The organism is Vibrio neptunius (genome assembly GCF_000967495.1).
GTDB classification, from domain to species: domain Bacteria; phylum Pseudomonadota; class Gammaproteobacteria; order Enterobacterales; family Vibrionaceae; genus Vibrio; species Vibrio neptunius.
Genome location: NZ_JXXU01000033.1, coordinates 12,953 through 25,629, shown reverse-complemented (window position 1 = coordinate 25,629; position 12,677 = coordinate 12,953). Strand labels below are relative to the sequence as shown.

14 protein-coding genes are annotated in these 12,677 nt (G+C 44.8%); 2 read left to right on the top strand and 12 right to left on the bottom strand.

What is annotated here, in order from left to right; all coding sequences use genetic code 11:
- Positions 1-359 precede the first annotated feature (359 nt).
- The 3 genes from TW84_RS11555 to TW84_RS11545 form a co-directional block, all read right to left on the bottom strand.
- Positions 360-1,778, bottom strand: a complete 1,419-nt coding sequence (locus tag TW84_RS11555; RefSeq protein ID WP_045975791.1) for a basic amino acid/polyamine antiporter — start codon at positions 1,776-1,778, stop codon at positions 360-362.
- A 334-nt stretch (positions 1,779-2,112) separates the two neighbouring features.
- On the bottom strand, positions 2,113-2,337 hold the full coding sequence (locus TW84_RS11550; RefSeq protein WP_045975790.1) for a hypothetical protein: 225 nt from the start codon (positions 2,335-2,337) through the stop codon (positions 2,113-2,115).
- Positions 2,338-2,424: 87 nt separating this feature from the next.
- The gene (locus tag TW84_RS11545; RefSeq protein ID WP_045975789.1) at positions 2,425-2,901 is read right to left on the bottom strand and encodes a Dps family protein; all 477 of its coding nucleotides are present in this window, start codon (positions 2,899-2,901) and stop codon (positions 2,425-2,427) included.
- Positions 2,902-3,134: 233 nt separating this feature from the next.
- On the opposite strand from TW84_RS11545, the gene TW84_RS11540 reads away from it, so the two are divergent.
- Positions 3,135-4,001, top strand: a complete 867-nt coding sequence (locus tag TW84_RS11540; protein WP_084720218.1) for a patatin-like phospholipase family protein — start codon at positions 3,135-3,137, stop codon at positions 3,999-4,001.
- Between the two features lie 81 nt (positions 4,002-4,082).
- On the opposite strand, the gene TW84_RS11535 is transcribed toward TW84_RS11540, so the two are convergent.
- From TW84_RS11535 to TW84_RS11505, 7 genes are all read right to left on the bottom strand, one after another.
- Positions 4,083-4,421 carry a DOPA 4,5-dioxygenase family protein gene (locus TW84_RS11535; RefSeq protein WP_045975788.1) on the bottom strand — a complete coding sequence of 113 codons (339 nt, stop codon included), beginning with the start codon at positions 4,419-4,421 and terminating at the stop codon, positions 4,083-4,085.
- 84 nt (positions 4,422-4,505) lie between these two features.
- Positions 4,506-5,144 carry a response regulator gene (locus TW84_RS11530; RefSeq protein ID WP_045975787.1) on the bottom strand — a complete coding sequence of 213 codons (639 nt, stop codon included), beginning with the start codon at positions 5,142-5,144 and terminating at the stop codon, positions 4,506-4,508.
- Positions 5,137-6,492 (bottom strand): cache domain-containing protein, encoded by a 1,356-nt coding sequence (locus TW84_RS11525; protein WP_045975786.1) that lies wholly within the window; start codon positions 6,490-6,492, stop codon positions 5,137-5,139. Before TW84_RS11525 ends, TW84_RS11530 begins: the two co-directional genes overlap by 8 nt.
- 79 nt (positions 6,493-6,571) lie before the next feature.
- A complete protein-coding gene (locus TW84_RS11520) occupies positions 6,572-7,855 on the bottom strand; it encodes a TRAP transporter large permease (protein ID WP_045975785.1) in 1,284 nt (427 codons plus the stop codon).
- A 10-nt stretch (positions 7,856-7,865) separates the two neighbouring features.
- A complete protein-coding gene (locus tag TW84_RS11515; RefSeq protein ID WP_045975784.1) occupies positions 7,866-8,405 on the bottom strand; it encodes a TRAP transporter small permease subunit in 540 nt (179 codons plus the stop codon).
- A 138-nt stretch (positions 8,406-8,543) separates the two neighbouring features.
- Positions 8,544-9,635, bottom strand: coding sequence for a TRAP transporter substrate-binding protein (locus TW84_RS11510; protein WP_045975783.1), 1,092 nt, complete (start codon positions 9,633-9,635; stop codon positions 8,544-8,546).
- A gap of 433 nt (positions 9,636-10,068) precedes the next feature.
- Entirely contained in the window at positions 10,069-10,440 is a 372-nt protein-coding gene (locus TW84_RS11505; protein ID WP_045975782.1) for a hypothetical protein, read from the bottom strand.
- Positions 10,441-10,661: 221 nt separating this feature from the next.
- Between TW84_RS11505 and TW84_RS11500 the strand changes: the two genes are divergently transcribed.
- A complete protein-coding gene (locus tag TW84_RS11500) occupies positions 10,662-11,339 on the top strand; it encodes a DUF2982 domain-containing protein (protein WP_045975781.1) in 678 nt (225 codons plus the stop codon).
- Positions 11,340-11,391: 52 nt separating this feature from the next.
- Here TW84_RS11500 and TW84_RS11495 read toward each other — a convergent pair whose 3' ends face one another.
- The gene (locus TW84_RS11495; protein WP_045975780.1) at positions 11,392-12,048 is read right to left on the bottom strand and encodes an MBL fold metallo-hydrolase; all 657 of its coding nucleotides are present in this window, start codon (positions 12,046-12,048) and stop codon (positions 11,392-11,394) included.
- An 83-nt stretch (positions 12,049-12,131) separates the two neighbouring features.
- The gene (gene mepK, locus TW84_RS11490; protein ID WP_045975779.1) at positions 12,132-12,671 is read right to left on the bottom strand and encodes a peptidoglycan L,D-endopeptidase MepK; all 540 of its coding nucleotides are present in this window, start codon (positions 12,669-12,671) and stop codon (positions 12,132-12,134) included.
- Positions 12,672-12,677 lie beyond the last annotated feature (6 nt).

Genomic DNA, 12,677 nt, shown 5'->3' with positions numbered 1-12,677 from the left:
CATGCTGCTTTCATAGTTTTTTCCATCTCTTTTTATTTCTGTTACGTAATGACTGAACCAAACCACCTGTCCCGTCGCCCTATCTTTTTGCTTGATATGAACTTTTAGCACCCACAGCATCGTGCACTGATTCTCTTTCTACGGTCGGCTATACTTGGCTAATCCGAGCAGCCCATCCCGGTTAAAAAACACGATACTATATATGGATTACTCCCTCTAACACTGTCATTTTTATGTTAAAACCACTGGCGGTAAAAAAGGCGGTATATCGCCCCGTATCAATAGCTCCAACATAGAGAGCTTCATTACTCAAGCTAAACCGCCTTAATCAGCTTTGCGACTCAATGAATGGGAGTGATTTAAAATGAAAGGTTAAGCACGTCTTGCCACAGTAGACCAATCGCCAGCAAAGCCACCACACTCAGTAAGCCAACCCCCGCCTTCTCTTTACCTTCAAACGGATTGATACCCTGCTCTTTCTTGGCCCGAACAAAGAAAACCAAGCCTGGCACATACAGAATCGCGGAAAGTAACAGATAATTGAGGCCAGAGGCATACAACAACCAAAACCCGTATAAGGTCGCCCCTAACCCTACAGCAAGTAAACTGCCGCGATTTTTTTGTTCAATGGCCAACTTAAGCACATAAGCACCGACCAAAAAGTATGGTACGAGAATCATTTCGGAAGCGATGATCAATAAGGTGTCATACGTGCTACCCGCAAACATGACAAAAATAAGAGAAATCTGCACCCAGATGTTGGTCAATGTTAACGGCCTTACCGGACTGCCAGCCTTGTTTAACTTCGCATAACTGGCGGGGAACATTTTTTCTTTAGCGCACAAATAAGGCGCTTCAGATGCTAAAACCGTCCAGCTCAAAAAGGCACCACACACCGACACTAACAAGCCAAGACTTATGATGTATTGCCCCCATGGACCAAGGATATAAGTCAGCACTTTTGCCATTGATGGGTTTTGATAATGCGCCAACTCAGTGGGTTTAATCACTCCCATCGAAAGCAAGGTCACCAATACATAGATGGCTAACGCGGTGAGTAGACCCAGTATAGTCGCTCGGCCAATATCCTTACGATTGCGAGCTCGGCTAGAGACCACTACTGCGCCTTCAATACCAATGAACACCCAAACCGTCACTAGCATGGTGCTCTTTACTTGCTCAAGCAACGTATGTTCTTGCCCAAAATGCAGGCCAGTGAAGTCAACGGCAAAGGTATCCCAGCTAAACGCAAACAGCGCGCAAAGTATAAAAACGAGCAGTGGTATTAGCTTGGCGTATGTCGTAACCAGGTTGATCAAGGCAGCCGTTTGGACGCCACGCAATACTAACCCATGTACCATCCACAGAAGAGCAGAAGCCCCTATGATTGACACCCAGGTGTTACCTTGGCCAAAAATCACGTTATCGGGCGTATCGAATAACATGCCTAAGGTGCTAAACACAATGACCAGATAGGAGACGTTGGCAAGCATAGCGCTGAACCAGTACCCCCAAGCAGAGCAGAAGCCGACAAAATCACCGAAGCCTTCTTTGGCATAACCAAACACACCGCTCTCTATATGAGGCTTATGGAACGCAAGCTTTTGAAATGAGAATGCAAGGAAGACCATACCGATTCCAGTGATCGACCAACCCATCATGACTGCCGCTGGACTCGCTACAGAGGCCATATTTTGTGGCAAGCTGAATACACCAGCACCTATCATTGAACCAATGACGATGGCAGTGAGAGAGCTTAGCCCGAGTTTATTGTTCATTTATATCCCGGATTTTAAATTTAACGGTTTCGCCAATAGCCATATTACGAAGAAACCTCAATAAGCGGCAGAGCTATTGTGACTTCTATCGCAAACAAAGGCTGACTATCAGACACTTCATTGTGACCGATCAAACCAAACTCACATGTTAATATTTAATTTTGCAATTTTAAATATAAATAGAATTTAATGCCAATAAACAAGGCAAATTTCAGGATAGAGATACTAGTAAATTCTTCCAGTTAGAAAATACCACTAGAGGGGATTAAAAATGAGCCATAACATCAGCAAAGAGAACAAAAACAGGGCCTCAATAGCCCTGTTTTTACGTTGATTAGTGAGGAGTGCCAGCAGGGTCAAAGCCGAAATCTGACTGTTGGTAAATGTCGGCCAGCGCTTTTTCTTTTTTCGACTTGGTAGAGCGTCTTGAAGCACCAACATCATATGCTTCCTGTGACTCCAAAGCCTTTTCATGCGCTTTTGCTGAGCGAATGAATTCCGGGTTATTTAGCGCCTTCTGACGTAGGCGATTGACACGTTCAAGGGTTTCCAACAACATAACTCACCTCCATAATCTGTATTTATATACAGTATAGATATCCTCACTAATAACTCAAGTGAATACTGTTTATTTGAACAGTTATTTTTACTGTAAGTAAGCGTTCAGCATCCACATCAGTTTTTCTTGCTCTCGAATATAATCCCCCATTAAAGCTGCCGTGCCCTCATCTTCTGCATCTTCGGCTTGACTTAAGATGGTACGCTGTTGTGTCAGTAGAACACTAAAGCCGTGGACTAAGCCTCTCACACACTCTTTCCCCGTTGTCGCATTTTGATGCTCCTCAATCTCACTTTTTTCCAAATACTGGCTAAAGCTGTGATCCGGTGTCGAACCTATGGTAAGAATACGCTCTGCTAGCTCATCAATTTTGGTTTGCAGGTCTGTGTAAATCTCTTCAAACTTGACGTGTAGTTCAAAAAACTGCTGGCCTTTAATATTCCAATGATAGCCACGCGTGTTCATGTACAGTACCTGATAGTGAGCCAACAACGCATTCAACTCAGTCGCCAATGCTTGTGATTTTTCGTTGTTCAGGCCGATTAAGTTAATTTGGTTTGTCATCATGCATTCCTCGTCAAATTCAATGTTGTTAAGCTGTTGCCTTTCAATGACTTCACTTTACTTATTTACAATTGATAGTTAAAAACGTTCATACCTATACATTTAATAGGCATTAACTATCTATAGGCATTAACTATCTATAGGTTTTATCTATTTCAATGATGTTTAGAGCCGATTATCCTCAAACGTTAACGAGAGTTAATCTGTACAAAATTATTGGTTGAGGAAACATTGTGAAGGCTCTTGTTGTTGAAGGCGGTGCTATGCGTGGTATTTTCGCTGCCGGTGTACTTGATACACTGATTGACACTGACTATTATCCCTACGACTTTGTGATTGGTGTATCGGCGGGCGCGTCTAATTTGCTCGGTTATCTGGGAAAACAATCAGGACGTAGCTATCGAGTCATCACTGAACTGGCAACGGATCCTAAGTTCTTTAGCCCCAAACGGTTCATCAAAGGCGGCGATTTAATCGACGTTCATTGGTTAGTCTCTGAATCTGAGCAGCGATTCCCTTTAGATAAAAAGCAAGTGTTTGAAACGGCGCCTATGCTGGCTGTGGCAACGAATATTAATACGGGGCAAGCCGACTATTATCAGCTGAATCACAACAATCTCAGCCAGATCATTGAAGCCACCAGCGCACTGCCTATCGCCTATAAAACAACGCCTTGTTTTTCCGGTGGATGCTATACAGACGGTGGGGTGGCAGATTCGATCCCTGTTGTGGAAGCGTATCGACGTGGAGCAACAGATATCACAGTGGTACTGTCCCACCCGCTCAGTTATGAGATGCCAAAGCCTAAGAGCTCTTGGGTGATCAAACGTTTACTGCATAAGCACCCCAAAATTGCCGAAGCGCTGACGAAACGGGCACAGGGCTACAATCAAGCTTTGACCTTTATCCGCCATCCTCCTCAAGGGGTAAAAATCAGGGTTATCGCTCCCCCAGAAAACTTCTCCGTCAAGCGACTAACCATGAACAAGCTAGCACTTGATACAGGTTACTTTATGGGTATCGAAGAGGGGAAAAAACATGTGGCTAGCCGAAAAGGCCTATATGGCTTAGATAGAGAAAATTGTCACTTTTGTCTGTAGTAAAAGAGCACCGATGGCGCTCTTCGGTATGAGCTTAAGCACTAAAGATCGATCACGTAGTGACCGAAGTTAGAGTCATCGCTAGAACGACGACAGGTTCAATGCGACGGGTTCGCCCAACCAATAAGCAAACTCGGTATGGTCTTTGAGATCATTATCTGTCAATGCGTGGACCAAAACAGACAGGTTGCCACGGGCTTTATCTAACCAAGGGATCAAAACATCGAAGTCATCGGCTGTAAACGTAACAGAAAAGCTCCACATGGTGTGCGGGCCGACTAATTTCTGGTTGAAACGTCCAACCGTGAGCTCTAAATCAGCGCTGATCCGCTCTCTTAACTGGGCGGCGAAATCGTTACTGTCCGCATCAAAGTAGATATGCGCGTGGTAATCTTGATGGGTATTTTTTGGATAGGTCATAACAATAAACCAGACGTGTACGATTCGTTCATCCTAGCACGTCACCGATATCAACTCTCTAACACTTACATTCATTACAATTGGCTAACCAAGCAACCCTTGCTCAACGGCGTATTTAGCCAGTTCAGCAGTGCTGTGTAAATCCAGTTTCTGTTTAATATTTTGACGATGTGTTTCCACGGTTCGGTAGCTGATGCTCAGCAAGGCCGCTATCTTTTTACTGCTATTCCCTTCGGCAACAAGCTTCAGCACCGCTTCCTCACGGCGACTGAGCGGATTAGGCTTCTGTGCCACTGGGATCACTTGTTGTGAAAACAGAGTTTGTGTCACCGATTCACAGAAATACGTCGATCCTTGGTATACGGTTTTAATCGCCTGTACCATACGCCGAGCGCAAATCTCTTTAAGCATGTACCCTACTGCTCCCGCCTGCATGACTTGCATGATGTATTCACGGTTATCATGCATGGTCAGCATCAGAACTTTTATATCAGGCAGCTCTTCTTTAATAAGACGAGTGGCGTCAATACCATTCATCAGAGGCATGCTGACGTCCATCAACACGACATCAGGTGTAAGTGCTTTGACTTTTTCAATCGCCTCCAATCCATTGCTGGCGGAACCAATCACCTCTATTTCTGGCTCTAATTGCAGCCGAGCGATAAATCCATCTAAGACAACCTGATGATCATCGACGATCACCACTCTGATCGGTTTATCCATATGCTAGTCCATCTAATTTCAACAGTACGGTCATTTCTGTACCAAACCCCGGCTCACTTTCGAGCTCAAAGTCTCCACCTAAAAACTCTACCCGTTCACGCATATTACGCAGACCGATTCCTGACTTCCTTAACGTTGAATCCACATCAAACCCCACACCGTCATCACGAATGATTAATTGCAGCCGATCGCCTAATTGCTGCAATATCACAGTAACCTGCTTGGCTTGCGAGTGCTTTTCTATATTGGTTAGTGATTCCTGCGCCACTCGGTAAAGTGTTGTCGCTACCTCTGATTTTAGCCTGCGCTTGCTGGTTGACAATGATGCCTCAACCTCAACACCTGAATGCGCTTTAAAATCGGTCAACAAGGTCGTCATCGCCGCTTCAAGGCCTATGTCATCAAGCGCACTGGGCCTTAGCTGATGGGAAATATGCCGAACTTCATTGATCGCCGTCATGAGTGAGTTTTGCGACTTAGCCAAGTGTTGCTTTTGTGTATCGTCATCCAGTTTTGTACCGAGTAATTCCAAGTGACATTTACTTGAGATCAATAGCTGGTTTATGCCGTCATGAAGTTCTCGTGCCAAATGCTTTTTCTCATCTTCCTGAAACATCACGGTTTTATGGGCCAGCTCTTTCAAGCTCTTATCGGCCAATCGATGTTCATGTAAATTGACCGCTAGCGCCACAACCAAAATGACCGCAATCGTGACAGCGACAATCACAATCAATGAAAAAAACGTCGTTTCGATGTTGTCATTAACCGCTAATTGCAGGTTAGCCACTTCCTCTGTCACATCTTCAATATAAAGCCCAGTACCGATCATCCAATTCCACTTACTTAACCAGGCGGCGTAGCTCAGTTTGGGAACACTTTCTCCTGTTGATGGCTTTTGCCACAGATATTGATGAAAGCCACCGCCTGACTGCGCCTGTGCAAGCAAAGATTCGATTAATTGATTGCCATTTTCGTCTTGAATGTGCAGCAGGTTTTGTCCCACCAGTTCCGGCATAATAGGGTGGACCAAATTAGTACCGCTCTGATCATAGACAAAGAAGTAGCCATCCGTGCCGTACTGCAAACGACTAATGATCGCTTTGACCTGTTGTTTGGCTTGCTGCTCTTCAATATTGGGATCGTTGTAAATATGCTCGATCGCATCAAAGGCCAAATCAACCAGATCCTTAAGTGCTGATTCTTTTGACGTAATGAGGCTGGTATGAAAGATTTCTACTTCTTTATCACCCAGCGTTTTGGTTTGATAGATAGCGATCCAACTGGTCAGCGCCATCACTAATAATAGTGGTAGCAAGCTCAACAAAATCAACTTAGCTTTTAGAGGCATTCCTTCTCCCATACTAAAAAGCTGCCCATACGAGCAGCTTTACTTTAGCAAGAGTTGTTACATTTCTGTAATCGGGTGATCACATTCCATAGAATCCAGGGAAGACTAGCAGTGATGCCAGTACAAGGATCTGAATAACAATAAATGGCATCACACCACGGTATATATCTCGTGTCGTAACGCCTTTTGGTGCAACACCTTTGAGATAAAATAGGCTGAAACCAAACGGTGGTGTCAGGAAAGAAGTCTGTAGGTTCATCGCAATCAAGATCGCAAACCAAGTCATGTTGATTCCCATAATTTCGGCAACAGGAGCGATGATTGGCACTATGATAAAACAGATTTCGACAAAATCGATGAAGAAACCCAGAACCAAAATAACCAACATTGTGATGATCAGGAAGCCCCACTTTTCTCCCGGTATTTGTAACATCCATTCTTCCACCAGATAGTCACCACCAGTGTAAGTAAATGCCATAGAAAAGGCGGTCGCACCCAGCAGGATCGCAAACACCATAGCAGTCACTTTCACTGTCTCTTTCGCCGCCTCATACACCATGTTGAAGCTGAATTGTTTGTACAATAGAGAAAGGACTATGGCACCCGCCCCACCAAGAGCGGCCGATTCTGTTGGCGTTGCAACACCAGCAAAGATGGAACCGAGAACAACCACAATCAACGCTAATGGTGGGATCACAGCTTTAAGCGCAGCAATGACTTCTTGCTTACGGCTGACGGATTCATCACGCGGGATCGACTGGGCAGCTTCAGGGGTTAACTTGGCGTAAATCAAAATATAGAGAACGTAAGCGCCAACTAAAACTAAGCCCGGCCAAACGGCGGCTTGGAACAGATCACCAACAGGCACGCCCAAAACATCACCGAGCAGAATCAAAACAATAGATGGCGGAATGATCTGACCTAAGGTGCCTGATGCACAAATGGTTCCGCAAGCCAAGCCTTTGTCATAATTATACTTAAGCATTACTGGCAAAGAGATAAGCCCCATCGCGACAACCGATGCCCCAACCACACCAGTGGAAGCAGCCAACAAAGCGCCTACTAACACGGTGGAAATCGCTATACCACCACGTACCCCGCCAAACAATTTACCCATGGATTCAAGCAGTTGTTCCGCTAAACGTGTTTTTTGCAGAACCAAACCCATAAAAACAAATAATGGCACTGCCATTAGTACCGTATTCTCCATGATGGATTGGATACGGTATGGCATGAAGGCAAACATCTCCATGCCTTCCGCCCAAACACCAAAAATAAGCGCGATACCACCAAAGGTAAACGCCACAGGGAAGCCAAGTAGTAAAGCAAACAAGGCCACAAAAAACATTACAATACCGACCATTGTTGTTTCCTTACTTTTGTTCTGTTGAGTTGGCGTAAACCAAATGCGGATTAAAAATCTTGTTTAGTGAATGGACCAGTAAACCAACGCCGCTGATAGCCATCAACAAAAATGACAGAGGGATCATAGCCTTGATAATCCAACGGTATGGCAAGCCACCCGGATCACCGGAAGTTTCACCTAAGGCGAAACTTTCTTTAGCGAAGTCAATGCCATACCAAGCCACCAGCAAACAAAACGGGAAAAGAAAAACCAAGGTACCAATGATATCTATGATCGCCTGTGCTCGATGGGACAGGCGCTCGTAAAACAGGTCAACTCTGACGTGCCCCCCTGCTTTTATGGCATAAGGTACACCCAGTAGGAATACAGCAGAAAACAAGTGCCACTCCATTTCCTGAAACGCAATGGAAACATCATTGAATACGTAGCGCATCACCACATCGTATACAACGTTGGCGAGCAACAAGATAAACAGAATACTGGATAACCATCCTAGGAAATCACCGAAGCGATTAAAAATACGCTCTATATAGATTAGATTTCTCATTCCCTACTCCATGGAACGTTGAAATGACTCCGCTGGGCCGAAACCTGCGGAGTTTTGTTATGGGCTCTTCACACTGTGAGAGCATTTTCTTGGGCTTTTTGTTGCCAGTGACATCAAACTGGCAACCCGTTGCTAAGACTATTGCTGTGCCTGGCTGTTGAGGTAAGCACGGTGAGAGATGTCAGACCAAGGTCGCACCTGTTCAATGTAAGCGGCTTGAGACGCTTGGATCTCTTTCGCCATCTCGTCTTTTGCGGCATGTTCTTTAAGCAAACGATCGTTTGCTTCACGCAGTGCACTCATGACTTCAGTGGGGAAATTTTTGACCTGAACATTCGGGTACTCAGACTTAATTGAGGCCCAGTTTTTACCACTTTCATGTTTAGACTGAGTGTACATATCGTAAGCAGCTGTCTTCATTGACACCTGAAGAATCGCTTTTAGATCATCAGGTAAGCGATCCCAGCTGCGTTTATTGACGAGGAATTGCAACTCAGTCCCTGGCTCATGCCAACCTGTGTAGTAGTAAGGCGCGATTTTGTGGAAACCCATGCGGAGATCAAGTGATGGACCTACCCACTCAAGGGCATCGATAGTGCGGCGTTCAAGCGAAGTGTAAAGCTCACCTGGTGCTATATTGGTTGGTTTAGCACCCAGCTCTGCCAGAATCTCACCTGCAAAACCAGGAATACGCATTTTCAGACCTTTTAAGTCTTCGACAGAGTTGATCTCTTTCTGAAACCATCCCCCCATCTGTGTATCAGTATTACCACCCGGGAACGACATCATGTTATGCGGAGAATAGACTTTTTCCATCAGCTCCATTCCGCCACCGTAGTAGAACCATGCATATTGTTCTGTTGGTAGCATACCGAATGGCATTGAAGTGAAGTAAAGTGTGTTCGGCACTTTCCCTTTCCAGTAGTAGGACGCGGAGTGCCCCATGTCGTACTGACCGGATTTGACCATATCAAACACACCAAGTGGGGCCTTATGTTTGTTTGCAGAATCGATACGAATCTGCAGGCGACCATTCGACATTTCTTCAGCCATCTTCGCCATGTTTTTGGTGGCATCACCAAAAATTGGGAAGTTCGGCCCCCAAGTTTCCGCCAATTTAAGGCGGTATACCTTTTCAGCCGCGCTAACGGATGTCGCAGCAACGGCAAGTGCAGCCGCCATCGCTGTACCTTTTAGTACTCGTTTCAAAGATTGTCTGATAAGACTCATGTTCACGTCCTTTGTTAGATTCAGTAACTTTCCAATTACTTTCTGTTCCATTACAGAGTGGTTTATCTACGGCGAATTGGAAATCAGCGCGAACACGGATAAAAATTAACAAACTCAAACCTGCCACCATTTAAAAAATACGTATTTATACGTAGGAAAAATGGTAAAAATGCTTTAAGTCTCTTTTAATCATAGAGTTATGGTTTATTGAATCGTCACGATTTATTGAATAATACGTAGGGAACAATGCGGCGTGTGGATACGGAGAAAGATTTTATAATTGTGACAAATATTAAATATTGATAGATGTGACGGTAAATAAGTTCCTCTCAGTCCTTAAACGAGAAAAACCCCGACATAACGTCGAGGTTTTTCTAATTTATTCAAACGGCAGAATCGACTGTCGTTGAAAAGAAGTCGCTAACAGGATCGATTAAACGGCTTTGTAGATAACTTTATTGCCTGCTAACTGCTCTTTTGCCACTAGGTTTTCTTCTAGTAGTTTTTTCAGCGCGCCCGTGGCCCATGAAGCCGCTTTTGCTTCTTCTTGACCTGCTGCAAGGCCGATGCCTTTCGGGTTAATGCCTTCTGCATTTGCAACAACAATATCTAATACTTGTTGCTGCTTAGGAGTCAGTGCAACGCTAACTTCTTTAGCCGTGACAACTTTCTCCGCTGCTGGTGCTACAGCTACTTTTTTCTCAACTACAGGCTTAGCTTTCTTTGTTGCTTCTACATTTGCAACTGTTGCCTTGACGCGTTTTTGCAATTTCATCTGCACTTTACGCTTATGAGCAAGTCTCATCGAGTTTCTCTCCATTTCACTGCATACGGAGCAGTGGTGAAAATTTGAAGCGCGATTTATACCAAAAATTTGCAGCTATTTACAGGGTACGAGGGGCTTTATCGAGCAAAAATGCGTGATATGCTGTCATCAGACTACAATTTAATCAGTACCTATTATGATCCTTTTCATAACTACTGAATATATAAACAGAGGTTTAGGTCATCGTCAGGGAGTCGTAAATGCAGACTTTACATCTCACTAATCAACCGATTCGGCTCTCGTCACCGATCGCTAAACTGATTGCGACTATTGCATCCATTGTACTGATTTCAATCGTGATGTTTTCACCTGATTTTCAGCAAGCGGTGTTAACTCTAATCACCATTTTGTCATTGCTCGGTTTTGGCTATCTGATGTTTCTCAAGAGCAAGGTCGCCTATACCCTGACTGCCACTCATTTCCAACAGCACTTATTCAAAGGGGGCTGGGTTGTTAAGTGGAGCAATGTCAGCAAAATTGGCATTTGCCATTACGATCAGGAAGGTTGGCAGCAACCTCTGCCTTGGATCGGCATTAAACTCAAACACTATTCACCCTATCTTGATAGCATTTGCCCACGAATCACCACTGAGATCCTGCTAAGTCAAAGAGCCTTGCTGTATCTTGGCGCTAAGCAGAAGCAACAAGGCACCCAATTTGAGGACATAGTATTGGACTCTAAACCCTATACCAACACGCAAGGCGAACAGTATTCAGGGTTGCAAGCAATGTTGGCCAACAGAATGCGCTATCAGAGAAGTTACTTTGATTATGATATCTTCATTTCTGCACATGACCTAGACCGTTCTGCCGAAGAATTTGTCGGGCTAGCAAGACGCTATCTTGCCGCTGCAGAGCCTGAAGAAGAACACCAATAATGGAATGGAAGATAGCATAAGAAAAGGTCGCGCGAGGCGACCTTTTCAGTGGTTAGTAAAGCGGCATTTCATCGGCCACAAATGGATTGGATGCACGCTCTCTGCCAAAAGTGGATTCAGGGCCATGGCCCGGCACAAATCGAACATCATTTCCAAGCGGCCAAAGTTTGGTTTTGATTGAATGAATCAAGGTGTCGAAATCCCCCTTAGGAAAATCAGTACGCCCAACCGATCCATTAAACAAAACGTCACCAACAAAGGCCAGTTTCGCTTCTTCACTGAATAACACCACGTGACCCGGCGTATGCCCTGGGGTGTGGTAGACATTAAAGACTTGCTTACCAAACTCTACCGTATCACCATCATTCAACCATTTTTGCGGCTCGAACGCTTCAGTGAGTGGAAAGCCAAACATCTGACTCTGCCCAGCCAAACCCTGAAGCCAGAAGTTATCATCTTTGTGTGGCCCAACAATTTCAATGCCACCCAACTCAGCAGACAAAGACTCCGTGCCACCAACATGATCCAAATGGCCATGGGTTAGTACCAAGTTGGTGACTTTAATACCCAGCTCTTTGATCAGAGCGGCCAGTTGTTTTACATCACCACCTGGATCGACCACGACACCTTCCATAGTTTCGTCACACCACACGATAGAGCAGTTTTGTGAAAAAGAAGTGACGGGCACCACTTGGTACTTCAGAGACATATTGAAACCTTACTGAATATCTAAACTGGCGAAACTATGACATTTGGTAAGGTTTTTGACAACCTTGTGTTACATAATCTCGTCTACCAGCGACGAACTGGTCCGGTATCAATGTGAACAAAGTGACTTCTCGGATAATAGCCGACGCCTCCCGCTTGAAGTTCAATAGCGGCATCACGGACCTTTTTAAGATCTACACCTTCGAGCCGAAAGTCTATCGCCTGTCCCAGCATATGGTAGCTCTTCTTGGCCACCCCACTCGACTTAGCACGCAGTACTTCGTTAGTCTTTGGAGAACGATAGCCTGAAATGATCTGCACTTCTGCATCCACCCCCAGTTGAGATTGAATCAAGGAGATCTGGTCGAAGAGGAACTTGTCCATCTTGTGAACTTCATTACGGCGGAAATCGCGACAAATATTGTCGATACGACCCAGTTCATTCGCTACATAATCTCGACCGTCAAAGTAACACGATTCTAACGCCTCTCCTGTGTGAAGGTTGTTAAATGCCAATGCTCTAGGTTGGTCCGGAAGAGAAGCAAACGCGACAGAGGGGGTACAGCTGGCTACTACTAAACCACTACCAGCTAATTTGATAAAGTCTCTACGAGAAAAATCCACAGGAAA